Source organism: Candidatus Vondammii sp. HM_W22, assembly GCF_022530855.2.
Taxonomy (GTDB): Bacteria; Pseudomonadota; Gammaproteobacteria; order Chromatiales; family Chromatiaceae; genus Vondammii.
In genome coordinates, this window is the sequence record NZ_CP099567.1 from 3,108,444 (window position 1) to 3,132,887 (window position 24,444).

Here is a 24,444-nt window from a genome sequence, read left to right on the forward strand (position 1 = left end):
GCGTCGTCCTGATTTTTCAGGGGAACCCGGACCCAATTGCCGTGCAGATTTTCGGCGCAGATCCGGAAACCATGACGGAGGCTGCCCACCTTAATTCTATAGAATGGGGGCCTCTCATCAATATCAATATGGGTTGCCCGGCTAAGAAGATCTATAAAGTTGCCACCGGTTCCGCGCTGCTGAAAGATCCGCTACAGGCAGCAAAAATTCTCGATGCGGTGATCAAAGCGGCCGATATGCCGGTCACCCTCAAGATCAGAACTGGCTGGAATCCTGAAAACCGCAATGGTGTTGCAAGAATTGCCGAATACGATATCATTAGAGAAATAAAATATCGCAAATGGTAGTGTAGATTCACCTGAAAAAGCAAAATAGATACTGACACAGACCGGAGCAGACGGCCTGATGGTCGGTCGCGCACCTCCCAGGGCAAACCTTGGATACTCAGGGAAATAGATCACTGCCGGAAAACAGCTTGAAACACCGGCCACAGATTTGGATCAAAAAGATACTGACAGGGCATCTGGGAAATCTGTACAATTTCTACATAGAGCAAAAGAGGACCATTGCACGTAAACATACCGCCTGGTACAGCAAGACCCAGCCTGGGGGCGCCCAGTTCAGAAAACAGATAAACGAGACCGATACAGCTGATCAACAAACCACCATGATAGAGATATTTTTTGATCACCTGGCAACAACAAAGGAGCTGGCAACATGACGATGGAAGCCGCCGCGACAGAAGATGAACACCCAATAAAAGTTACCGTCGATAAATCAACCGAACCTCTGCGCGAATGTGTCCGCGATGCACTCAGCACCTACTTCGCCCAGCTGAACGGTCACTCTGCGGCAAACTTACATCAGATGGTTCTGGCAGAAGTTGAGCAACCACTGCTGGAAACTATTATGCAGCATGCCGAGGGAAACCAGACACTAGCGGCAAAAGTTCTTGGTATCAGTCGTAGCACCTTGCGTAAAAAACTTGCACATTACCAGCTCGACTGACAGACAGATAGTACACACAGCGCAGCGCACCAAATGGCTGCACTTTTCACTACAACCACACCCTGCCGAGGCAGGCATCAGGTTCAACACTTAGCAAGGCAGAGGATCATGGCAGCCATTACCCGAGCCCTAATCAGCGTATCCGACAAAACCAGCATAGTGGAGTTCGCACACGCACTGAATGAACGTAACGTCGAAATCTTATCCACTGGCGGCACAGCACGCCTTCTGTCCGAGAATGACATCTCTGTTATTGAGGTTTCAGAATACACCGGCTTTCCGGAGATGATGGATGGCCGGGTAAAGACCCTGCACCCTAAAATCCACGGCGGTATCCTGGGACGTCGGGGCACCGATGACCAAGTCATGGAGGACAATGAAATCACTCCGATAGACATGATCGTAGTAAACCTCTACCCCTTTGAACAGACCGCTGCAGATCCTGACTGCGACTTGGGTGCTGCCATCGAAAACATCGATATCGGTGGTCCGGCCATGCTCCGCGCTGCCGCCAAGAACCATGCAGACGTCACTGTCATTGTTGATTCCAGTGACTATGCCCGGACACTTGCCGAGATGGATGAAAACAACGGTGCCGTATCAGCCAATACCCGCTTCGACCTAGCGGTGAAAACCTTTGAGCACACATCCAACTACGACGGCGCCATAGCCAACTACCTTGGCGCCCGCCTGTATGGTGAAACCACTGAGTTTCCACGCACCATCAACCTGCAATACCATCAGGCGCAGATCATGCGTTACGGTGAAAACCCTCATCAGAATGCGGCTTTCTTTGTTGAACGCGACCAGCCGGAAGCCTGTATTGCAACCGCCCGGCAGCTCCAGGGTAAGGAACTCTCTTATAACAATATCGGCGATACCGATGCAGCCCTGGAGTGCGTCAAGCAGTTCAGCGAGGCGGCGGCCTGCGTCATCGTGAAACACGCCAACCCCTGTGGTGTTGCCTATGGCTCAAACCTGTTGGAGGCTTATGACCGGGCTTACAGCACCGATCCAGAATCCGCTTTCGGCGGCATCATTGCATTCAACCAAGAGCTGGATGCCGAAACCGCCCAGGTGATTGTCGACCGTCAGTTCGTTGAAGTGATTATTGCACCGGCCATCTCTACCGCTGCTGTTGGTGTGGTCAGCCGTAAGAAAAACGTGCGCCTGCTGGAGTGCGGCAAATGGACCTCAGAATCGATTCACCGGCTGGATTTCAAACGCGTTAACGGCGGCCTGCTGGTACAGAATGCCGACCTGCAGCTCTCCAATGAAATCAGAGTGGTCACCAAGCGAGCGCCTACGGAGAAGGAGATGGAAGATCTGCTGTTTACCTGGCAGGTAGCCAAGTTCGTCAAATCCAACGCCATTGTCTACGGCAGAGATGGCATGACTATCGGCGTTGGAGCCGGCCAGATGAGCCGCATCAATTCAGCCCGCATCGCCGGCATCAAGGCCGAACATGCCAATCTGGATGTACCCGGATCGGTGATGGCATCTGATGCCTTCTTCCCCTTCCGCGACGGCCTGGACAGCGCTGCGGCCGCAGGCATTCGCGCCGTGATACAGCCCGGCGGTTCGATGCGGGATGAGGAGGTAATCGCCGCGGCAGACGAGCACGATATTGCCATGGTCTTCACTGGCATGCGTCACTTCCGCCATTAAAGGGGTGACGCGGGAACCCAGAGATCGTGGAGAGCCCCAGGGTAAACAGCGTATTTTATTTAATACTCCCCTCCCAGCCCTCTGAGCATCCTCAGCGATTCCGTTGTTGCAGAAGGTGCCATGAGTAGAATAGATTCGACAGCGATTATTCAACCGGGGGCAAAACTCCACGAGTCGGTGGAAGTTGGACCCTACTCAATCATCGAATCCGGCGTGGTTATTGGCGAAGGCTGCCGGATTGAGAGCAACATACGCATCTCCACCGGCACCCACATGGGCAGAGACAACCGAGTCTGCCATGGCGCCGTCCTTGGCTGCGAACCACAGAACCTGGGGTTTGCACCGGAACAGAGCAAACCACTGGTCATTGGCAACCACAACCAGTTCAAGGAGGGGGTGAATATCAGCCGTGGCGTAAAAACGACTGAAGGCACCCTGATCGGCAACGACAACTACTTCATGTGTGGATTCCATGCCGGCCATGATAGCCGTCTGGGAAATAACAATGTATTTGGCCCAAACAGCACCCTGGCGGGTCACGTGGAGCTGGGCGATCGCATATTCATCTCAGGTCTGGTGGCAATTCACCAGTTCTGCTTCATCGGCGACTACGCCATGGTCGCAGGCTGCGCCAAGGTGGTAAAAGATATACCGCCTTATGTCACGGGTGATGGCAACCCGGCAAGGGTTATTGGACTAAATTCAATCGGCACCCGTAGAGCCGGCTTCTCCCCGTCCAGCCGGAATGCGATCAAGCAGGCCTACAAGACAATCTATCACTTAGGGCTGAATACGACCCAGGCACTGGAACAACTAAAACAGACACAACAGACCGACGAAGTGAATAACATCATTCGCTTCTTCGAAAATAGCGACAGAGGCATCACAACCCATCGCTAAGTCGTGTTTGCTAAAACATAACTCTCCATTGATAAGTAAGTTCTCAAAAAGTCTGTGCGGTGTTCCTGGATGGTAACTCGGTATTTACGAAAAATAGCGACCGGAAAGACCAAGGCGACTAGGAATGAATATGAATATATTGATCATCGGCGGCGGCGGACGTGAACACGCTCTGGCCTGGAAAGCGGCACAATCCCCTTTGGCAGAGAAAGTCTTTGTCGCACCAGGTAATGCAGGCACAGCCCTTGAGCCCGCGCTGGAGAATGTTGCGCTGGCTGTTGAAGACATCGCTGGATTGGTCGCCTTTGCCAAAGAGAACGAAGTTGGGCTAACCATCGTCGGCCCTGAGATCCCCTTGGTGATGGGCGTGGTGGATGCTTTCAAAGAGGCTAACCTCAACTGCTTTGGCCCTACCCAGGGCGCTGCCCAGCTGGAAGGCTCCAAAGCCTTCACCAAAGACTTCCTTGCGCGCCACAACATCCCGACAGCGGCTTACGGGAATTTTACCGATACCGATGCAGCGCTAAACTACCTGCATCAGGTTGGTGTCCCTATTGTCATCAAGGCCGACGGTTTGGCTGCCGGCAAGGGCGTGATCCTGGCCCATGACATAACAACCGCCGAAACGACCATAAAAGATATGCTCTCGGGAAACAGCTTTGGCGAAGCAGGCCACAACGTGGTGATTGAGGAGTTCCTGACCGGCGAAGAGGCCAGCTTCATTGTCATGGTGGATGGAAAGCACATTCTGACCATGGCCAGCTCCCAGGACCATAAAGCCAGGGACAATGGCGACAAAGGCCCGAACACCGGGGGAATGGGCGCCTACTCTCCCGCCCCCGTCATCACCCCTGAAATGCACCAGCGAATCATGGATGAAGTGATACACCCTACCGTGGAGGGGATGGCTGCTGAAGACCTGCCTTACACTGGCTTCCTCTACGCCGGCGTGATGATCAACGCCGAAGGCGTTCCCAAGGTACTGGAATACAACTGCCGATTCGGTGACCCGGAGACCCAGCCGATCATGCTGCGTATGCGATCTGACCTAGTATCACACTGCTTGGCCGCTCTTGAAGGAAAATTGGACCAGGAGACCACCGAGTGGGACAATCGCGCCGCCCTTGGCGTGGTACTGGCCGCCGGCGGCTATCCGGAAGGGTATAATAAAGGCGACATTATCAGCGGCCTGCCACAGGAGGAAGAGGATAGAAAAGTGTTTCATGCAGGCACGGCGGAGAGGGAGGGAGAGGTGATTACGGCTGGAGGCAGGGTACTCTGCGCCACCGCACTTGGCGACAGCGTGGCCGAAGCCCAGACCAGAGCCTACGAACTGACCCGGCAGATCAGCTGGGAGGGCGCCTACTACAGAACCGATATAGGATATCGGGCTGTAGCAAGGGAAAATGAGTAAAAGAGGAGTCAGTTCACGATAGAGAGTCAACATAAAGATACTTGATTACCTATGAAGCTCAGCTATTGCTCAGCCGAATTGTGGGCTGTAGACCCCATAAATACTTCGGTCGAGGTCCAATAGTGCTGCCGAAATAATACGAATTATCGTTAATATAAAAACAACAGCACATAACGCCCCTGCAACCTATTGAATCCAAGGTAATTATGTTTCTTGCGTCATAGCTGAGTTTCATAGGTAATCAAGCAAAGATTAAGAAACTGACCCAGGTCAATGAGCCCGATGAGCCGGGCATTTAGCGTCTACCAACGACACAAATTAAAGTCTCTCTATGGAGCAGAATATCATGGCCAAAGAAAATCGCCCTGTACCTGATCTGTGCAATTTTTCTTACTCTAGGGACAAGCGAGACCGTCTCCGCAGAGAAGAACATGAGCATTGCGGAAGCCATAATAAGTAGGGACGGCAACGCATTCTGACGCAGCGAATCGTAAAAGCATACTGCCAGACGGGCCAGGATGCCCGCTACCGTGCTGCCAACAAACAACTGAAAAACGCACTCATACTGTTTGAGCAGCAGCTCGGACTGCTGAATGTATTTACCGACGATCCGGAGACTAAGCGCGCCCTGAAGTTGGTCGAAAAGCTCTGGGGGCCGGTTAAATTAATCGCGGTTGACGAGATCGAACGGGATAAAGCTTCCAGATTGCGGAACAATGCAGAGAAACTGCTGGTTGCGTCTCACCATGCTTGAAGATCAGTCAGGCGCTAACCAGGGGCACCTAGTCAACATTGCCGGTCGGCAGCGCATGCTCTCTCAACGCCTGGGCAATCTCTACATGCTGCTGAGTTGGGGATTCGACAACCCGGAACTCCGGGCCGACTATAACAAGGCAAAGAGAGAATTTGACGAAGCACTGCTGGAACTGATATCGGCGCAGGAAAACACCCCACAGATCAGCAGCGAGCTAAAAAAGGTTTCCCAGAACTGGGATATGTTCAAGCTCAGTGACCGGATGGGAGATAATGAATATGTGCCCGGACTGGTTGCCAGAATGCTGGACAAAATCCTGATTCAGATGAACGATATCATCGGCTACTATGCCGCACTACCGTAAAACAGAGGTTTCCAAGTAATATCACCAGCAAACTGCTGGCGACAGCATAACGAAAATCCACCCTGAAAATACGTACGCCTTGCCGTACGTATTTACTCAGGAGGAATTCACCGTGACTATTCTCAATGCCACCTGCCTTTAACTGCCTCTTCCGCACTCCCAATTGAATCAGCGAAACAACTGATAATTGAGTAACAAATGAGGTAGTATACCAATATGAACAGTATTTTAATTCTTAAACATTTCGTCACCTAATCCATGAACTATCAGACAATTAGCCTACGTATTAGTACTTAGTGCCTGTTCACCTGAGGTGAGAAGTAAAACAAGCGTGTCTTTGATCTCGTGATGCGTTTTGGGACGCCCAGTCCCCAGAACGCACTTGATCTTCGACAGCCTATTATTGCCCCGGCCGCCCTGCGTACGCGCAAATGGCTGGACGCCGTGTTCGGAAGCCTACTTTGCTTCCCCTCTTGCGCTATCGCACATCGGGTAAGCAGTGCGGCCTCACGGCTACCGGGGACTACCGGCTTTCGCTTCGCTCTCCATGGTCGGCAGCGAATGGGGTTCAGAAATGAAAGAAAAACCTAAAACAGACTGGACTGCAAATCAGATATCAGATTATGTACGCATTGTTTTTTTTCAAATAAACATTATTAAATTAGGAGAAAAAATGGCCCCAGAAAACTTTGCAATAATATTAGCGATTGCCTCATTAATATTTTTAGCGTTTGGCGGACTAGCCGGATGGCTTGCCGGCCTGCTTATGAAAGACGGTGGTTTTGGTCTTGTTGGTAACATGATCATCGGGGCCATAGGAGCTGTTACAGGTGGCTTCTCATTTAGTTTACTTGGAATAATACCAGTGGATGATCTGGTCGTAGCAGCCATGGCAGGAGCCGTTATCCTGTTATTTGCCATAGGCCTGATAAAAAAGCGTAAATACCTGACAACCTGTTAGGGCCTCAAACTGAGGTGCATTTTGAGGTCCGGTTACAGTTTGGGCAACACTCGCTGTTCAATCAACCTTGCAACAAACTCCAGCTCAGGATAACGATCTGCCACCTCAACGATATAGCCCAGCGTACGGGGAATATCACCCAGGTAGCCCGGCTTGCCATCGCGTATATTGAGCCGCGCAAAAATGCCACTGGCCTTTAGTTGCCGCTGCACTCCCATCAGGTCAAACCAGCGAAGAAAACGATCTTCATGTTCATCCCGCAGGATACCGGACTGCACCGCCAGTTCGAAATAGCCCATAGCCCATCCTCTCACCCGTTCGGCGGGCCAGCGAATATAACAGTCACGCAATAGAGAGACCAGGTCATAAGTCACCGGCCCAATGACGGCATCCTGAAAATCAATAATACCGGGGTTGGGCGCATCCGTTACCATCAGGTTGCGGGAGTGGAAATCGCGGTGAACACAGACCCGAGGCTGCTCAAGAGCACTCTGTACCAGCAGATCGAACAGCTCATCCACCTGCGATCGCTCGCCTTCAGTCAACTTTAAATTGAGCTGTCTCTCCAGCAGCCAGTCTGGGAACAATGCCATCTCTTGCCGTAGCAAAGACTCATCATAGAGGGGCAGACCCTCCCTTGGACCGCAAGCCTGGATAACAGCCAGGGCACTCAGGGCATCTGCATACAGACGATCCGCACACACCTCATCCAAAACATCCAGATAAAGAACGCTGCCCAGGTCATCCAACAAAAGGAATCCCTGATCCAGCTCTTCTGCATGTATTATGGGGACATGCAGCCCCAATTCTGCAAACTGCCTGGCAATATCAACAAATGGCTGGCACGCCTCATTTTCCGGCGGGGCGTCCATGGCGATCAGGGTAGCTCCATCAGCCAGTGCCACCCTGAAATAGCGGCGAAAACTGGCATCATCCGAGGCGGGATCCAGCTTGTAGTGAGATAGCCCCACAGGGCCATCCAACCATTTTTTTAATGCAAGTAGTCTCTCAGGCATAACTTAAAAGTATCCAAAATACCGGGGTTCGTGAGGGAATTTTTATCTAACCAAAAAGCAGAGTGAGTACAAAAAAACGACTATCTACTAAGGCTGATATCGAAATTGTTACATAAATCTTCAATAAATCATGGGGCTGAAAGTATAAGCACGTTCTCAAAAAGTTCGTGCGACAGAAAGCATGGCCATTGAAGAAATAGCGATTCTATGCGATTTTATGTCGGTCTTGCCATTGAATTTGCCAGTCAGCCGCTTTTCGGGACGAATATTAGCCTGACAAACTCATTCAGGGAATAAAATTCGGCGTTATTATTTTGATAATAATCGCCATAAAATTCAGAATAACTTAGAGATTCGATGTGACAGGAAAAGGAAGGATACTCTCTGCTGCCATCAACTGCCTGTTGATTGCCCCCGCTGCCCAGGCAGCACCGACCTGGGACTGCCGGATAACCCCCCAAGGAGAGTGGGCCTGCACTAAAGATGGCGTTATGGTTCCTAACAAACCTGTGTATACAGCCCTGCCCACCCCACCCAAAGCAAAACCGGAAGTGGCTACGGAGGGGGTAAAAACACCTGCCGAAACCGTAACAAAAACAGTACCTCCTGAAACAACAAAACCCGAAACAGTTTCAAAAATAGTCACTCCCGAAGCGCCTGTTCCAGCAGCTGTAAAAACAGCTGAACCCAGCGACAAAAAAGAGGCGGAGACTGCAACCAGACAACCGCCTGCAGAATCCACCCAACCAAAACAGATTGCCACACCAAAGCCGGTCGTTCCGCCAAAGACAACAGTCAAAGCAGCGGCCACGCCAGTCCCTGCTGCAAAAAGCCAGGAAAAACCGATCCGGACAGCAGCAAAACCCGACGCACAGAAAAAAACCGGCACTGACCGCATCGACCGTGGACTCAACTGGGCGCAGTGTAGCCCTGGCGCAGCCCTGATCTCTGGGATTGTCAGCCCAAGCCCAACAACAGACGACAGCGTTCTGATAGAAGCCGATGGCGCAGACTTTCTGCGCAAGGAAGACTTGGCCATCTTCGCCGGCAACGTCCAACTTCGCCAGAGGGGAGAGCTGCTTGAGGCCGACCAACTCCACTACGACAAAAAAAGTGATGAGATTGATGCCCAGGACAATGTTTTCCTGGAACAGTCCGGCCTGCGCATCCAAAGTGCCAACCTGCACTATAACCTGACCACCAGTCAGGGCAGAGCCGAGCAGGTGGAGTACCGAATGCTGGGCCGCATCGCCAGAGGCTATGCCAGCGAGGCAGAGCTAGAGAGCAAGGAGCTGTCTCACTACAAACAGGTCAGCTACACCACCTGCCCTCCCGGCAGCAGCGACTGGTTGCTTGAAGCCGATACACTGGATATCGACAAGGCCAGTGGCACAGGCACAGCCCGCAATGCAACGCTCACCTTCAAAGGCGTACCATTTCTCTACCTACCCTACGCCAGCTTCCCGATAGATGACCGGCGTAAATTGGGCTTTCTGGTCCCCTCTATAGGCACCAGCGACAGCACCGGTTTTGATATCTCGATCCCTTATTACTGGAATATTGCACCCCATATGGATGCCACCATCACTTCCAGAATCATGGGGAAACGTGGCCTGATGCTGGGTGGTGAATTCCGTTATCTGACAGAGCCATTCGAGGGTAAAGTGAAGGCCGAAATTCTTCCCAGCGATGAAGAGCAGAACGCCGATAAAAACGACACTAGGGGCGCTCTATCCTTACAGGCCAGCGGCCAGCCTGCAGATCGCTGGCGTTTTGATATCGATTTGAACTACGTCTCTGACAACGACTACCTGGACGATCTGGGTGACAGTCTGGCTGCCACCAGCACAAAACATCAAGAGCGCCGGGGTGATATTCGCTATCGGGGCAGCGGCTGGGATTTCCTTGGCAGGCTTCAGCAGTACCAGAGCATCGATGAGACCATCGCCATCAATGACCGCCCCTACAGCCGACTGCCCCAGTTACTGTTCGACCTTGATCGACCGCGACAGGCCATGGGCCTTAGCCATCACATGAGAGCAGAGTATGTCCGCTTTGACTACTCATCAGAGACAAAAATCAAAGGTGATCGGATCGATATTCAGCCTAGCCTCAGTCTGCCGACGCGCTGGCCCTGGGGGTATCTGACGCCAAAACTGAGTGTGCGGCATACCCGCTACGGCCTGACCGATCAGGGTGTTGGCAACCCGTCCAGCCAGACCCGGACACTCCCCATGCTCAGCCTGGACGGCGGGCTCTTTTTTGAGCGCAAAAGCTCATGGTTTGGTGAGTCACTCACCCAGACCCTCGAGCCAAGACTCTTCTACCTCTATGTACCTGAAGAGAATCAAAACAATCTGCCGGTGTTTGACACCTCTGCCCTGGACTTCAGCTTTGCCAATCTGTTCCGTGAAAACCGCTTTAGTGGCGCTGACAGGGTGGGAGATGCCAACCAGTTGGCCACCGCCCTGACCAGCCGCACCCTGAGTGACACTACTGGCGCAGAACTGTTCCGCGTCAGCGTCGGCCAGATATTCTATTTCAAAGACAGAGTCGTGCAGTTGCCCGGTAACTTAGCAGTGGATGAAAGCAGCTCTTCAGTTGTAGGCGAGCTCTCAGCCCGCCTCGGCCAGCACTGGAGATTCCGGGCCGGTGCTCAGGTGGACCCCCATGATGGTGGTAATATTGAAAAGGGATCCGCCTCTATTAACTATCGGGACGAGCAGCAACGGATTATTAACCTGGCCTACCGCTATACTGAAAATAGCATTGAGCAAATGGATTTCTCGGGTCGCTGGCCGCTTTCTCACAACCTGCATGCAGTGGCGCGCTGGAACTACTCTGAGCTCCACGGTCAAACCATGGAGGCGTTTGGCGGCATAGAATATGACAGCTGCTGCTGGACCACCCGGTTGATATTACGGGAACACCGCACCGATGCGAACCAGAAGACCAATGCGGCCATCTTCCTGCAACTGGCGCTAAAAGGTCTCTCCAGCATTGGCGACAAGCTTGACGATTTCTTCGAAGATGGCATTCTCGGTTACCGCACAGAGAACTAACTCACCTGATTGACACTCAAACCACGGTACCTAAACAGACGAGCACCTTTAAAACACTATGCTGATCAAGATAATCGATAACCTACGCTCAGGCTCGCTGATCCTGAGCCTCTTCCTCCTCTTTGGAGTCATCAATCAAGCCCAGAGTGCCGGGGTCCAGGACGTTAATAGCATTGTCGCCATTGTCGATGATGATATTGTAGCGCGCAGTGAACTGGATAATGAAGTCCACAAAATAATCACCCAATTGAGACAGAAAGGGACTCGATTACCACCCCAGGAGGTGATCGAGAAACAAGTACTTGAGCGGTTGATTCTGAAGAAGCTCCAACTTGCCGCTGCAGAGCGTGCGGGCATCAACATCAGTGAAGACATCCTGGCTCAGGCGATCAACAATATTGCGCGCAAAAATAATCTGAATCTGTCAGAGTTTAGGCGCGTCCTGGAGAGTGGCGGTATCAGCTTCAAAGAGTTCCGCCAGGGAATCCGTGAACAGATTGTCACCCAACGGCTGAAAGACCAGGAAGTTCGCCGCCGTATCCGTGTTACCGATCAAGAGGTCAATGCATTCATCGCCCGCCAATCAACAAGCGTTGGAAGGCGCACCGGATACCATCTGCTGCATATACTGATCGCAACACCGGAAGGGAGCTCATCGGAAGATCTGGATGCCTCCCGCACCAAAGCAGAGCGGGTCATTACTGAGTTGCGCAGAGGTGATGATTTCCACGCCATGGCGCTGGCCGAATCGGATGGCCGCCAGGCACTCGAAGGAGGTGACCTCGGCTGGCGTCCCACCAACCAACTGCCGACGATATTCGTTGACCGTGTAGCCGCCATGGAACGGGGTGAAATAAGCGATCCCATTCATACACCCAGCGGTTACCACATCGTCAAACTTGCTGATTATAAGGGGGGTGACAAACAGATCATCACCCAAACCAAAGCACAGCATATTCTGATCAACACTAATGAAATCACCTCTGACAATGATGCACGTACCCGTCTGGAGCAACTTGAGCTGAGGATTGAGAGGGGAGACAGCTTTTCCGATCTGGCACGCTCCCATTCCGACGACAAATCATCCGCCATCAAAGGAGGCGATCTCGGCTGGGTGACGCAGGGAGATCTGCTGCCCTATTTTGAGGAGCAGATGAAAAAACTCGCCCCTGGAGAGTTGAGCGAGCCCTTCCGCACGGAATTTGGCTGGCACATAGTCCAGGTGCTGGAGCGCAGGGAACACGACAGCACCCAGGATGTTCAAAAAGCGGAGGCAAAAGAGGCCATCAGCAAACGAAAGACCGCAGAACAGAGTGAACTCTACCTGCGCAAATTGCGTGATGAAGCCTATGTAGACATCCGTCTGAACCCGTCCTGATGAATCCCCCTCCCCTGGTTTTAACGCCTGGAGAGCCCGCCGGCATAGGTCCCGATCTCTGTGTGCAATTTACTCAGCAGTCGCGGGACTATCCACTGGTCGCGATCGGCTCACCTGAACTGCTGGAGGCGAGGGCCAAGTTACTCGGCCTGCCGCTGATCATTGAGCCTTATGAGAAAGGAGTTCCTGCCACCGGCAAAGCGACCCGTCTGACTCTCCTGTCAATCGACACTGCTGTACCGGCAGATGCTGGCAGACCGGATACCGCCAACGCGGCCTATGTTCTTGCCACCTTGAGGCGCGCCGCCAGCGGCTGCATGACCGGCGAGTTTGGCGCCTTGGTAACCGGGCCGGTCCATAAGGGGATTATTAACGATGCGGGTACTCCTTTCTCCGGCCACACTGAATTTCTTGCTGGGATAACCGGCGGAACCCCGGTGATGATGCTGGCCTGCCCGGGGCTGAGGGTCGCTCTGGCCACGACACATCTGCCGGTATCAGAAATCAGTGCAGCCATTACCCCTCAATCACTGGAACAGGTAATTCGTATTCTCCATGAAGACCTTATAAAACGGTTTGGCATGGAGAACCCGCGCATTCTGGTTTGTGGACTTAATCCCCATGCCGGCGAAGGCGGACACCTCGGAAGGGAGGAGGTCGAAACCATCTCGCCAGTGCTCGACAGGCTGCTGGCGACGGGCATGACGCTGGAAGGCCCGCTGCCTGCAGACACGCTGTTCACCCCACACTATCTGGAAAAAGCCGATGCCGTGTTAGCGATGTATCACGACCAGGGGCTTCCGGTACTCAAGCACTTGGGATTCGGCCGGGCGGTCAACATCACCCTCGGACTACCGATCATCCGCACCTCCGTGGATCACGGCACAGCGCTGGATCTGGCCGGTAGTGGAAAAGCGGAACTTGGCAGCCTGCTTGCCGCTATACAAACTGCCAGAGAGTTAGCTCGCACACTGGGTTCGTAAAATATCGACAAATTCCCAATCAGTCTGTGCGCTGAAGGGCCTGCATAGCGAGTTCATTTTCAATGAGTGTTGGCGGCAGGGATGTATTTACAGCATCTCTTGAAAGTTAACTCGCTATACAAACCCTCTCGCAAACATCAGCACAGTGTCATTGACAAATATCACACCTCTGCAACCAACCAACAAACCCGCTCTATCTGCTGATCACTCATATCCGGAAATACCGGCAGAGAGAGGGTCTCTCGACAGATGCGGTCAACCACTGGAAGGTCACCGGATTGATAGCCCAGCTGGCTGTAGACGGCCTGAAGATGCAATCCTGATGGATAACACTGACTACTGCCTACTTTATGTTCGTTCAGATACGCCCGCAAGGCATCTCGACGGGGATGCCGAATGGTGTAAAGATTGAACGCATGTCGCCCATTCTCGGGACGAACAGGGGTTACCAGATCCAAGTCTGAGAGCAATTCATCATAGCGATCAGCCACCCGGATACGGGCTGCGATATACTGCTCCAGTTTACGCAGTTTGATACGCAGCAAAGCGGCCTGCACTTCATCCAGACGACTGTTGCAGCCCAGTTCGTCATGGGTAAATGGTGCACTGGCCCCATGGTTGCGCAACTTCAGCAACCGCGCTTTGACCTCATCGCTACTGGCGGTGATCAGGCCGCCATCGCCATAACAGCCCAGTACCTTGGTGGGATAAAAGCTGAAACAACCGGTATCCCCGATACTACCAACGGCTGCATCGCCATCACGCGCACCGAAAGCCTGAGCGGCATCTTCCACCACTTTTAGTCCATGGGTTTTCGCGAGCTGACCAATTGCTGTCATATCGGCAGGGTTGCCAAAAATATGGACCGGAAGAAGCGCACGGGTCCGGTCACTGATTTTTGACTCAACGCTCTCGGGGTCCAGGTTGAAACTGTTTTCGAGCACATCCGCAAAAACCGGCGTGGCTCCCACCACCGAAATCGCCTCGGCTGTGGCAAAGAAGGTAAACGGTGTGGTGATCACCTCATCTCCGGGACCAATATCGAGCGCCCTAAGAGAGAGCACCAGGGCGTCCGTACCATTGGCCACTGCAATACCGTACTTTGCCCCCACGTACTCTGCCGCCTCTTGCTCGAAGGCCTTTACGTTGGACCCAAGGATAAAAGCGCCACTACCTCCTATGGTCTCAATAGATTTAAACCACTCAGTCTGCAGCACATTAAACTCTTTCTGCAAACTGAGATAGGGGACGGATTGCACAGGCTTCGATTGATTGATCATCACTACATCCGGGTTATTGATAGAAATATCTGATTTTTACACTGGCAAGCAAATTGCCAGATACTCAGCTGGGGCAAAATCACTGGGCACCTTTTATAGGTGTCTGGATCCCATCCGGCCAAGAATCTGCTCTTTTACCCGAAGCGCCACTTCCAGCGCTTCCTGACCGACTTGGCCATCAACCAATGGGGTGCGCCCGCAGGCTACACAATCAACAAAGGCCGACAATTCCGCATCAAGAGGTTTCACTGGATCAATATCGATCTTCTCCATCACCACCTCTGGCCACGCCTCTCCCGATCTTGGCTTGGGGTAGGCTGTCTCAATATGTTGTTCGATGAAATCCAGAGACTCGTAGCGATTCTCTTCAAATACTCGAATCCGGCGCATCTTTTTCTCGGATACCCGACTGGCAATCACATTGGCCACGGTGCCATTGGCAAACTCCAATCTGGCATTAGCTATATCTACATGAGAAGTGAGAACCGGTGTGCCCACGGCAGAAATCGAGGTGATATCCGATTTCACCAGTGACAGAATAATATCAATGTCATGGATCATCAGATCGGAGACCACATCCACATCCGTGGCCCGCGCGACAAACCCTCCCATCCGATGTGCTTCGATAAACCGGGGGTTTACAATACGACCCGCCAACGCCATGACGCCGGCATTAAACCGCTCCAGATGGCCGATCTGTAAAACCACCTCGGCCTGTTCAGCCAACTGGACAATCTTGCGCCCCTCTTCGACCGTGGTGGCTATCGGCTTCTCCAATAGCATATGGACGCCCTTCTCCAGAAAAGGCTGAGCTTCGGTGAGATGAGCCGTGGTGGGTACGACGATGCTGACCGCATCGATTTTGCCGAGAAGGTCCTGACTTTGGGCAAAAGCCTCGCAGCCAGCCTCTAACGCCACTCTGGCTGCCGTTTCGGGATCTGCATCCACAACACCCACCAATTCAACATTCGACATACGGGAGTAGATGAGGGCATGGAACCGCCCCAGATACCCGACGCCAACCACACCCACGCGCAATTTTTCGCTCATTTTCCATCCACACTCAGATAGGGAAGCCCAAAGCGACACACTTCTGACTCAACAACCGGTTGATTTTAATACATCCGAGCCTGTCGCGATATTATTAATCCCCACCCTCGGTGGCACCTGAATCCTGAAGCAATTGCTCAATCGCTTTGTGCTTCCCCAGCACGGCACGTTTCAATGCACCGGCACCCGCCTTATTCTTCAGATTGACGTCTGCACCTTCCAGTATCAGAGCCTCCACGGCATCCTGATGTCCGAACGCTGCTGCCTCCATCAACGCAGAACTACCCGTCTCGTCCACCGCGTTGACATCGGCCCCGGCAGCAAGAAGCGCCCTCACAAGTGCGTACATTACCGTTGAAGGCAGCCAACACCAAAGCAGGCCGTCCGGCTGCATTCTTTGCATTGGCATCACCTCCCTGGGCCAGTAGATCCTGAACCCGCTGCTCCTGCCCAAGTCCGGCGGCAACCAGTAAATATTGATTGTTATCCGCAGCCCAAAGCATTGAAGCGGGTAACAACAGCAACAGACAGAGCATGAATTTCATTTGACGATATCCTTAAATTCCGGGTCTGTTTTGTAGATCGGCCGAATCGCCGCGAACTGAAGCCTTGCTTTTCCGGCCCACTGCCGATAACGTGCCCGCAATAGACCAATGGTAGTCAAAAAATGCCTGAAAAAAGAGACAATGAAATCAGCGTTGAGGTAGAAACCACCTATATCGAGGCTCAGTCCCGCCCGGATGAGGACTACTACATGTTCGCCTACACCATCACGATCCATAACCGGGGGACAACTACAGCCCAACTGTTAAGCCGACACTGGGTCATTACCGATGCCAATGGTCAGACTCAAGAGGTGCGTGGCGATGGCGTGATTGGCCAGCAACCACATATCCGCCCGGGAGAGGCGTTCAGCTACACCAGCGGCACCACACTGAAAACACCGGTTGGCAGTATGCATGGGAGCTACCAGATGCGCTCTGAGAACGGTGATCATTTCCATGCCCCCATCCACCCGTTCTCTCTAGCCACTCCCAAAACACTCCATTAACCCGTTGATATCCTCTATGGACAGCTCCCAGAGCAAAGAACCGGGGATTTTGCTGGTGCTTGTCTGCCTGTTTCTGGTGGTCAGCGGAATCGACCCGGTGGCCGACCGCTACACTTGGCTGCTGGAGACCACTCCGGTAATGATCGGCATCCTTTTGTTAGTGCCAACCCGGCGGCGGTTCCCCCTGACATTGCTACTCTACCGGCTGCTTGCACTACACGCCATGATATTGATGATAGGGGGCTACTACACCTACGCTGAAGTGCCGCTATTCAACTGGCTGCGTGACAGTTTTGAGCTATCCAGGAACCACTATGACAGAATCGGTCATCTGGCACAGGGTTTCATCCCGGCAATTCTGGCAAGAGAAATCCTGCTAAGGCGCTCGCCACTGCAGAAAGGCAAGTGGCTATTCCTGATCATCATCAGCATCTGCCTCGCCTTCTCGGCCCTGTATGAGATGATTGAGTGGTGGACGGCTCTCCTCAGCCATGAAGCAACATCCGCTTTCCTCGGCACCCAGGGAGACCCTTGGGATACCCAGTGGGATATGTTTCTTGCATTTATCGGGGCAGTACTATCCCTGATGATATTAAGCAACATTCACAACAGAGAATTAACCCGAATCATAGGAAGTAAGCACTAATATTATGGCCATCTATGCCATTGGTGATGTACAGGGGTGTTACAATGAACTGATGCGGCTGCTGGAGCAGGTCGATTTCGATCCCTCGGGAGACAAACTCTGGCTCGCCGGTGATCTCGTCAATCGGGGTCCTCACTCACTGGAGGTGCTCCGCTTCGTCAAAGGATTAGGCAAAAGAGCCATCACCGTTCTCGGCAATCACGATCTACACCTGCTTGCCATCTCCGAGGGGAACATCAAACATAAGAACAAAGGTCATACCCTGGACAGCATACTCCAGGCAAAGGATCGCGATGAGCTCCTGCATTGGCTGCGGCACCAACCGTTAATGCACCACAGCAAGAAACACAATTTCAGCATGGTTCATGCCGGCCTCCCCCCTCAATGGGATGTACCCTGTGCCCTGGGCCATGCCAGAGAGCTGGAGAAAGTGCTGCAAGGGGATGGTTTTCATCACTTTTGCGTAAATATGTATGGCAACGAACCTTCCCTCTGGTTGGACAAACTCAAGGGCATTGAGCGGTTGCGGTTCATCGCCAACTGCTTCACCAGAATACGCTTCTGCGACCGGTCCGGTAAGCTCGCTCTACAGGAGAAGGGTGGCCCGGGTAAACAGAGCGGCGGACTTACACCCTGGTTCAGCCTCCCCAAACGAGCCAGCCGTAAGGACCGCATCATTTTTGGTCATTGGTCGACTCTGGGCTATCTGGCACAGGAAAATATCTGGGCACTGGATACGGGGTGTCTCTGGGGCGGAGAGCTGACCGCACTGAAACTCAGAAAAGATAAACCGCCTCGCCCCAGCCATGTTAAATGCCCAGGCGCCAAACAACCCGGCAAAACAGCCTGACGACCTTTAGAGAATACGGAACTACTCTTTAACCCGCTGCAACGTCAGGAAAGTGTAGGCATAAGGGTTCTTCTCATCCGCCGTATGGTGCTCTCGCGCCAGCTCCCGCCAATCATCAGCGTCATAGGCGGGAAACCAGGCATCGCCCTCCACTTCGGCTTGTACCAGCGTCAGATAGAGATGTTGCGCCAAGGGTAGCATCTGCTGATAAAAGGCAGCACCACCCACAATCATTACCTCCGGTGCATCACCAGCCGCCGCCAATGCCCCTTCTACCGAGTGCACCACACTGCACCCCGCCGCACGATACGACTCATTATCGGTAATGACGATGTGGTGACGATCAGGCAACACTTCCGGCAGAGATTCCCAGGTTTTTCGACCCATCACTATCGGCTTACCAATGGTCAGCACCTTGAAATGTTTGAGATCGGCGGGCAAGCACCAGGGAAGTGAATTATCTCTGCCGATAACCCTGTTTTCCGCCATGGCGGCGATCAGCGAGATAGTTTGATGTTTTGACTTCATAGGGGTGCATCTTAACATTTAAAAGTGGAAACACAGAGGATGCACTTTTTTATCCACACAGCAAAACACCCGCTGAAGCGGGTGTTTCAACAGCGTGATCTTATAACCAGCTACAGCTACAGATTTCGAACTCGGATTCGATCATCATCTCCATGATCACTTCCATCTCTGTCGGAAAAACTTCAGCAACTTCACGCCACTCTGCACAGTCAACTTTTAAATATCGTTCATGACAGCAGTCTAAATTAGTATTTAATTTTTATATTATATAGTAGAAATCTATCCTATGTCAATCAATATTAATGAACTGGATCACATTTATGGCAGACCGGGAGGTACCTACTGAATACTGTGGGTTTTCAGACGGCTACCAGCGCCTTGATATGGGGATGAGCCTGGTAATTCAGCAGCTCAAAATCGTCATAACGGAAATCAAAAACTAATTTCACATCCGGATTCAGGCACATCACCGGCAACGGATGGGGCTCCCTCTGCAATTGAGTATCCACCTGCTCCAGATGATTGGAGTAGAGATGGGCATCACCAAAGGTGTGAATAAACTCCCCGGGTTCCAGCCCGGTGACTTGTGCGATCATCAGAGTCAGCAGGGCATAAGAAGCGATATTGAAGGGCACCCCAAGAAAAATATCGGCACTGCGCTGGTAAAGCTGACAGGAGAGGCGCCCCTCTATCACATAGAACTGAAACAGGCAGTGACAGGGAGGCAGGGCCATTCGCTCCACATCAGCGGGATTCCATACCGTGACCATCAATCGCCGGGAGTCGGGATTGTTGCGGATCTGATCAATAAGCTGACTAATCTGATCGATACTCTCCTCGCCAAGCGCCGGCCATGAGCGCCACTGGTAGCCGTACACCGGGCCCAGATCCCCATTTTCATCAGCCCACTCATCCCAAATCGCCACACCGTTGTCCTTTAGATAGCGGATATTGGTCTCTCCCTTGAGGAACCAAAGCAACTCATGGATGATCGAACGAAGATGCAGCTTTTTGGTGGTGACCACCGGGAAGCCGTCCGCCAGATCGAAACGCATCTGGTAACCAAAAACACTGACCGTACCCGTGCCGGTCCGATCCTCTTTACGAGTACCGTTATCACGCACATGACGCATGAGATCGAGATATTGACGCATCTGTTAGTCCATTGTCGTTCTGTTTTTGTAAGCCAGAAAGAGCAGCAATGCCCCTACCAGCAGCATTGGCAGAGTCAGCAGCTGTCCCAGGGTAAACCAGTTGGAAGCAGCAAGATAACCGATATGGGCATCGGGCATCCGCACCATCTCGACAAGGAACCGGAATACCCCATAACTGATCAGAAACAGGCCCGACACCGCCATGGCGGGACGTGGCTTTCTGGAATAGAGCCAAAGGATCAGGAACATGGCCAAACCCTCCAGACCCGCTTCATAAAGTTGGCTGGGATGCAGTGGCGGAGTAAATTCACTCCCCGGCGGCAGTTGCAGCTTGTCTCGGCAGAGTTCGACAAACCGGCCACAGGAGACCTGCATGGCCCAGGGTACGGAGCCTGGACCACCCCAGAGCTCGCCATTGACAAAATTACCCAGACGCCCGGCGCCCAAACCGATAGGGATCAGCGGTGCGATAAAGTCTGTCAGTTGGAAAAAACGCTTCTGATAGCGGCGGCCAAACAGCCACATGGAGAAGAGGACACCGAGCAGACCACCGTGGAAAGACATCCCTCCATCCCATATTCGAAACAGGCTCAGAGGATCATTCAGCAGCCCGGCAAACCCGTAAAAAAGGGTGTAACCCAGGCGTCCGCCCAACACCACACCGAGAACGATATAGAAAAGGAGGTCGTCAATCTGCTCGGCTGTCCAGCCCGAGTCAGGTGCCGCTGCACGTCTGCGGCCCAGCCACCAGCCACCGACAAAACCGACCAGATACATGGCACCATACCAGTGAATACTCACGGGCCCGATAGAGAGAATCACCGGATCTATACTGGGGTAGGTTAACATGGCTGCTATCTTAATCCGCTATTCAATGGAGATCATTAAAATGAATAAAACTTTCTGCTTTTTACTGTTACTCACCAGCAACATGGCCATTGCCGGGGAGGTCGAAATCAAAAATGCACGTATCCAACTCACCGGTACCGACACCTATCGTTTTGATGTCACACTAAACCATGGCAACACCGGCTGGGAGCATTATGCCGACGCTTGGGAGGTCCTCGGGACTAGGGTACTCTACCATCCCCATGTCAATGAACAACCCTTCACCCGATCACTTTCCAATGTCCATATTCCAAAAGAGACACCCTATGTAGAGATACAGGCCCATGAGAAGATACATGGCGATTCGAAGGGACGGTACCGGGTGTGACTGTCCTGAACAGTAAATAGCAGAGACTCCGAAACGATCAAAAGGCAACTCTAATAAGCACAGTGCTTCCAAAGTATTATTCTGTTCTCGCTGGCCGCAGAAAGGGATTCTTTAAATTTCCCCTTTCATTTCTTTCGTCCCTATGTCAAATTAAAGGTTGGGTGCTTTTTTTCGTATTCTTTAAGACAGTCATGATCGCAGAAGCTGACTCGCCTTCTAAGCACGTAACAGACGGCAGCCAAAACAAAAGGTCATCGCGGAATAGAGATGAAAGCAATATCTACTGAACATTGAAACAGGTATTCACATGGCGACGAAGAATCCCCAAGACCTCGGGACTCTAGGTCAACGCATGCGCTCCAAGCGCCAGGAAAAGAGATGGACCCAAGAACAGCTGGCGGTGCTGGCAGGCACTAATCAGGCTGTTATCCAGAAAATTGAGAATGGGAAAAGCCTCCGGCCAAGAAAAATTGACCGGATTGCCGCCGTTCTTGATGTCAATCCGGCTTGGCTGATGTTCGGCGACGAACTGGCAGCCACTCTGCCGGATGAGGCCATGGAAATCGCCGATGCTTGGCAGAAGCTACCTAAACCGCAGCGATCACAGCTGAAGCAAGAGATCCTGAAGCTGGTTAACTAGTATTCGTCCGGAAACAGTGCTGGCCGTCTCTCTCAGGCTGGGATGACATTGTTATAAAACAGTGTGGGTTTCCGGACTCTACTAAAAAGTCGGCAATACCCGCAGGAAAAAGGCCTTTAGATAGGCCGTCTCCGGGATTGCAGGATGTACAGGGTGATCAGCCCCCTGCTGACCCTGCTCCAGTAGCTGCAGGCTTCTGTCAGTATGTCTGGCAGCTTGCTGAACCACCTGCAGCAGGCTGTCTCTGCTCATATGATGAGAGCAGGAAGAGGTGATCAGGATACCGTCTTTAGTCAGTAGCTGAAGCGCCAGCTGATTGAGGCGGCGATAGGCCAGCGTCCCCTCTTTCAGATCCTTTCGTCGCTTGATGAAAGCCGGTGGATCCACCATCACCACATCAAACCGTTCGCCCCCGGCACGCAGCTCACGCATCGCGTCGAAGGCATCGCCCTGAAGTCCTGCAACGCGCTCGCCAACCCCATTCAATGCGGCATTGGCCTCGACAGCATCCAAAGCACTGCTGGAGGAGTCCACGCAGAACACATCCGATGCCCCTCGGACTGCGGCCTGTACACCCCAGGCACCCACATAACTGCAGACATCCAACACCCGCATGCCTTCTACATAGCTGGCCATGCGCAGCCGATTCGCCGCCTGGTCAAAAAACCATCCTGTTTTCTGACCACCCATTGAAGGTATCCTGAAACGCACTCCAAACTCTTCCAGCTCCAGCTCTTCCGGCAGCGCGCCCAATCCATGCTCTACATAAAGATCCAACCCCTCCATCTCCCTTATCTTTGTATCATTACGGAAAAGGACGGCTTCGGGTTTAAGGACTTTCTCCAGCGCAGCCAGAACCTCCACTTTCATCCTCTCCATCCCTGCCGTTGTAATCTGGACGACCAGGTAAGGGCCAAACCGGTCGAACACCAACCCGGGCAATCCATCGCTCTCGCCAAATACCAGCCTGTAATAGGGCGCATCATAGAGCCGCTCGCGTAAACTCAGGGCAATTTTTAACCGATGAACCAGCAGCGACTGAGTCAACGGGTGTTCACGATCCCGGCTGACAATACGGGCACAGATCAGCGAGTGCGGATTCACATACCCGGAGCCCAGCCACTTCCCTTCATGGGTGACAATATCCACCACCTGCCCCGGCTCCATCTCTTTCAGGGGGGTGACTTGGGTATTCACCTCATTACTGTAGATCCAGCAATGTCCTGCACGCAGACGGCGATCCTGTTTTTTCTGCAACTGAAGCGGTGGAAAATTCATTAGCCGAATACCTCTGGGAGATGGTTGGAAAAAATAACAGCGCTGTTGAGAGCCTGGCAAAAACGGATTGTAACTTTTCAGCTGGTTAGTGTCTGTCGAGAAACGGCACTATTTTTCTAGCGAAAGCGGAAAAATACTATTTCAGGCGATTTTAATAGCAATAAGTGAGTTATCAATAAGGCCGATTGGTCTACAATCCTCCCATGAAATTGGCTACTGCAAAGCGCATTAAGAGTTTTCTCCTTATTCCCCTACTGTTACTGACAGGTACTGGGCTGACTGACCAGAAGGCAATCCATGTCACGGTATTGTCAGTGGCTAAACTGCTGTTCTACCCGGAATACTCTGCACCTGCCACCACCATCAGCCTCAACGACAGCCGTATCAGTGCTGAAACCAGCGGGTGCATCCTGCAGATTCCTGTGCTCGTGGGGGAGTCAGTCAATAAGGGCACCCTACTGACTGAGCTGGAGTGTACCACCAACAACCTCCATCTTCGTCAAGCCGATGCAAACCTGATCAGTGCCAAGGCACAGCTGACCCTTGCCACCCGCCAGATCAAGCGCACACAGTCCCTGCTCAAGGACCGAAACATCTCCGAGGAGTTGCTGAACCAGAGGGAGGCGGATCTAAAAAGCGCCAGAGCATCACAAAAAGCCCAGCAGGCTGCGGTGGAAGAGTCAAAACTGGCGGTTTCGCGCTGTAGAGTCACCGCGCCTTTCAAAGGGGTTATCCTCGAGCGGCTTGCCAGCGAAGGAGAGTGGATCACACCTGGCCAGCCCGTCATCAGACTACTGGACAGTGAGCGGCTCGAAGTCTCGGTACAAATCCCTACCGATCAAGTGAGCAGCTTAAATACCACCACCTCATTCAAGTTTGTATCCAATCAGGGGAGCTTTCCACTTCAGCTGCAGCGGATGGTTCCTGTAGTGGAGTCCAGAGGCCGCAATCGGGAAGTACGCCTACTGTTCAGCGACAAACGCGCCCTTCCCGGTAGCAGTGGCAGACTCATCTGGCAATCCCGTCAGAGCCATCTTCCAGCCGACCTGCCGGTTCGCCGGGGGGATCTGCTCGGCCTCTTTTTAGCTGAATCGGGCAAAGCCCGTTTCCAGCCTCTGCCGGATGCACTGGAGGGACACCCGGTAGCAGTGGATCTGCCCGCCTCTGCACAAATTATTATCAATGGACGGCAAGCCCTGAGCAACGGTGACACTATCCTGGTTAACTAGGACCTGTTAACAAT

26 protein-coding genes are annotated in these 24,444 nt (G+C 52.6%); 17 read left to right on the forward strand and 9 right to left on the reverse strand.

Annotated features, from left to right (window positions below):
• Positions 1–41 precede the first annotated feature (41 nt).
• The 8 genes from MN084_RS17670 to MN084_RS17705 all read left to right on the forward strand — a co-directional run bounded on the left by MN084_RS17670 (position 42) and on the right by MN084_RS17705 (position 7,069).
• Positions 42–347, forward strand: a complete 306-nt coding sequence (locus MN084_RS17670) for a tRNA-dihydrouridine synthase (protein WP_241085546.1) — start codon at positions 42–44, stop codon at positions 345–347.
• Between the two features lie 128 nt (positions 348–475).
• Positions 476–721, forward strand: coding sequence for a tRNA-dihydrouridine synthase (locus MN084_RS17675; RefSeq protein WP_241085545.1), 246 nt, complete (start codon positions 476–478; stop codon positions 719–721).
• Positions 718–1,008 carry a DNA-binding transcriptional regulator Fis gene (gene fis, locus MN084_RS17680; protein WP_241085544.1) on the forward strand — a complete coding sequence of 97 codons (291 nt, stop codon included), beginning with the start codon at positions 718–720 and terminating at the stop codon, positions 1,006–1,008. Before MN084_RS17675 ends, fis begins: the two co-directional genes overlap by 4 nt.
• A 108-nt stretch (positions 1,009–1,116) precedes the next feature.
• Positions 1,117–2,676 carry a bifunctional phosphoribosylaminoimidazolecarboxamide formyltransferase/IMP cyclohydrolase gene (gene purH / locus MN084_RS17685; protein WP_241085543.1) on the forward strand — a complete coding sequence of 520 codons (1,560 nt, stop codon included), beginning with the start codon at positions 1,117–1,119 and terminating at the stop codon, positions 2,674–2,676.
• Between the two features lie 120 nt (positions 2,677–2,796).
• Complete coding sequence (gene lpxA, locus MN084_RS17690) at positions 2,797–3,576, forward strand: acyl-ACP--UDP-N-acetylglucosamine O-acyltransferase (protein ID WP_241085542.1); 780 nt, start codon at positions 2,797–2,799, stop codon at positions 3,574–3,576.
• Between the two features lie 130 nt (positions 3,577–3,706).
• Positions 3,707–4,990: a phosphoribosylamine--glycine ligase gene (gene purD / locus MN084_RS17695; RefSeq protein WP_241086046.1), complete on the forward strand. Its 1,284-nt coding sequence runs from the start codon at positions 3,707–3,709 to the stop codon at positions 4,988–4,990.
• A gap of 716 nt (positions 4,991–5,706) precedes the next feature.
• On the forward strand, positions 5,707–6,108 hold the full coding sequence (locus tag MN084_RS17700; protein ID WP_241085541.1) for a type IV pili methyl-accepting chemotaxis transducer N-terminal domain-containing protein: 402 nt from the start codon (positions 5,707–5,709) through the stop codon (positions 6,106–6,108).
• Between the two features lie 547 nt (positions 6,109–6,655).
• Positions 6,656–7,069, forward strand: a complete 414-nt coding sequence (locus tag MN084_RS17705; RefSeq protein ID WP_320416353.1) for a DUF3012 domain-containing protein — start codon at positions 6,656–6,658, stop codon at positions 7,067–7,069.
• A 32-nt stretch (positions 7,070–7,101) separates the two neighbouring features.
• Here MN084_RS17705 and MN084_RS17710 read toward each other — a convergent pair whose 3' ends face one another.
• Positions 7,102–8,085, reverse strand: a complete 984-nt coding sequence (locus tag MN084_RS17710) for an aminoglycoside phosphotransferase family protein (RefSeq protein ID WP_241085540.1) — start codon at positions 8,083–8,085, stop codon at positions 7,102–7,104.
• Positions 8,086–8,444: 359 nt separating this feature from the next.
• On the opposite strand from MN084_RS17710, the gene lptD reads away from it, so the two are divergent.
• From lptD to pdxA, 3 genes are read left to right on the forward strand one after another with little or no spacing between them, the layout of a single operon-like run.
• A complete protein-coding gene (gene lptD, locus MN084_RS17715; protein WP_241085539.1) occupies positions 8,445–11,147 on the forward strand; it encodes an LPS assembly protein LptD in 2,703 nt (900 codons plus the stop codon).
• 58 nt (positions 11,148–11,205) lie between these two features.
• The gene (locus MN084_RS17720) at positions 11,206–12,525 is read left to right on the forward strand and encodes a peptidylprolyl isomerase (RefSeq protein WP_330178220.1); all 1,320 of its coding nucleotides are present in this window, start codon (positions 11,206–11,208) and stop codon (positions 12,523–12,525) included.
• The gene (gene pdxA / locus MN084_RS17725) at positions 12,525–13,508 is read left to right on the forward strand and encodes a 4-hydroxythreonine-4-phosphate dehydrogenase PdxA (RefSeq protein ID WP_241085538.1); all 984 of its coding nucleotides are present in this window, start codon (positions 12,525–12,527) and stop codon (positions 13,506–13,508) included. The genes MN084_RS17720 and pdxA overlap by 1 nt, the downstream gene beginning before the upstream one ends.
• A 161-nt stretch (positions 13,509–13,669) precedes the next feature.
• On the opposite strand, the gene MN084_RS17730 is transcribed toward pdxA, so the two are convergent.
• From MN084_RS17730 to MN084_RS17745, 4 genes are all read right to left on the reverse strand, one after another.
• Positions 13,670–14,788 (reverse strand): DegT/DnrJ/EryC1/StrS family aminotransferase, encoded by a 1,119-nt coding sequence (locus MN084_RS17730; RefSeq protein WP_241085537.1) that lies wholly within the window; start codon positions 14,786–14,788, stop codon positions 13,670–13,672.
• 93 nt (positions 14,789–14,881) lie between these two features.
• Entirely contained in the window at positions 14,882–15,838 is a 957-nt protein-coding gene (locus MN084_RS17735; protein WP_241085536.1) for a Gfo/Idh/MocA family protein, read from the reverse strand.
• A 94-nt stretch (positions 15,839–15,932) separates the two neighbouring features.
• Entirely contained in the window at positions 15,933–16,136 is a 204-nt protein-coding gene (locus MN084_RS17740) for an ankyrin repeat domain-containing protein (RefSeq protein WP_330178221.1), read from the reverse strand.
• Positions 16,120–16,383, reverse strand: coding sequence for an ankyrin repeat domain-containing protein (locus MN084_RS17745; RefSeq protein WP_241086081.1), 264 nt, complete (start codon positions 16,381–16,383; stop codon positions 16,120–16,122). Before MN084_RS17745 ends, MN084_RS17740 begins: the two co-directional genes overlap by 17 nt.
• 122 nt (positions 16,384–16,505) lie before the next feature.
• Between MN084_RS17745 and apaG the strand changes: the two genes are divergently transcribed.
• From apaG to MN084_RS17760, 3 genes are read left to right on the forward strand one after another with little or no spacing between them, the layout of a single operon-like run.
• Positions 16,506–16,889 (forward strand): Co2+/Mg2+ efflux protein ApaG, encoded by a 384-nt coding sequence (apaG, locus tag MN084_RS17750; protein ID WP_241085535.1) that lies wholly within the window; start codon positions 16,506–16,508, stop codon positions 16,887–16,889.
• A 16-nt stretch (positions 16,890–16,905) separates the two neighbouring features.
• A complete protein-coding gene (locus tag MN084_RS17755; protein ID WP_241085534.1) occupies positions 16,906–17,535 on the forward strand; it encodes a DUF2238 domain-containing protein in 630 nt (209 codons plus the stop codon).
• A 4-nt stretch (positions 17,536–17,539) separates the two neighbouring features.
• Entirely contained in the window at positions 17,540–18,385 is an 846-nt protein-coding gene (locus MN084_RS17760; RefSeq protein WP_241085533.1) for a symmetrical bis(5'-nucleosyl)-tetraphosphatase, read from the forward strand.
• Between the two features lie 21 nt (positions 18,386–18,406).
• Here MN084_RS17760 and folA read toward each other — a convergent pair whose 3' ends face one another.
• The 3 genes from folA to lgt all read right to left on the reverse strand — a co-directional run bounded on the left by folA (position 18,407) and on the right by lgt (position 20,916).
• Positions 18,407–18,913: a type 3 dihydrofolate reductase gene (gene folA, locus MN084_RS17765; RefSeq protein ID WP_241085532.1), complete on the reverse strand. Its 507-nt coding sequence runs from the start codon at positions 18,911–18,913 to the stop codon at positions 18,407–18,409.
• Between the two features lie 359 nt (positions 18,914–19,272).
• Positions 19,273–20,067: a thymidylate synthase gene (locus MN084_RS17770; RefSeq protein ID WP_241085531.1), complete on the reverse strand. Its 795-nt coding sequence runs from the start codon at positions 20,065–20,067 to the stop codon at positions 19,273–19,275.
• Positions 20,068–20,070: 3 nt separating this feature from the next.
• On the reverse strand, positions 20,071–20,916 hold the full coding sequence (lgt, locus tag MN084_RS17775; RefSeq protein ID WP_241085530.1) for a prolipoprotein diacylglyceryl transferase: 846 nt from the start codon (positions 20,914–20,916) through the stop codon (positions 20,071–20,073).
• Between the two features lie 40 nt (positions 20,917–20,956).
• On the opposite strand from lgt, the gene MN084_RS17780 reads away from it, so the two are divergent.
• A complete protein-coding gene (locus tag MN084_RS17780) occupies positions 20,957–21,283 on the forward strand; it encodes a hypothetical protein (RefSeq protein WP_241085529.1) in 327 nt (108 codons plus the stop codon).
• Positions 21,284–21,590: 307 nt separating this feature from the next.
• The gene (locus MN084_RS17785) at positions 21,591–21,923 is read left to right on the forward strand and encodes a helix-turn-helix domain-containing protein (RefSeq protein WP_241085528.1); all 333 of its coding nucleotides are present in this window, start codon (positions 21,591–21,593) and stop codon (positions 21,921–21,923) included.
• 81 nt (positions 21,924–22,004) lie between these two features.
• Here the strand turns inward: MN084_RS17785 and MN084_RS17790 are convergent, their stop codons facing one another.
• On the reverse strand, positions 22,005–23,201 hold the full coding sequence (locus MN084_RS17790) for a class I SAM-dependent rRNA methyltransferase (protein WP_241085527.1): 1,197 nt from the start codon (positions 23,199–23,201) through the stop codon (positions 22,005–22,007).
• A gap of 203 nt (positions 23,202–23,404) precedes the next feature.
• On the opposite strand from MN084_RS17790, the gene MN084_RS17795 reads away from it, so the two are divergent.
• Positions 23,405–24,430, forward strand: a complete 1,026-nt coding sequence (locus MN084_RS17795; protein WP_241085526.1) for an efflux RND transporter periplasmic adaptor subunit — start codon at positions 23,405–23,407, stop codon at positions 24,428–24,430.
• The last annotated feature ends 14 nt before the right edge of the window (positions 24,431–24,444 follow it).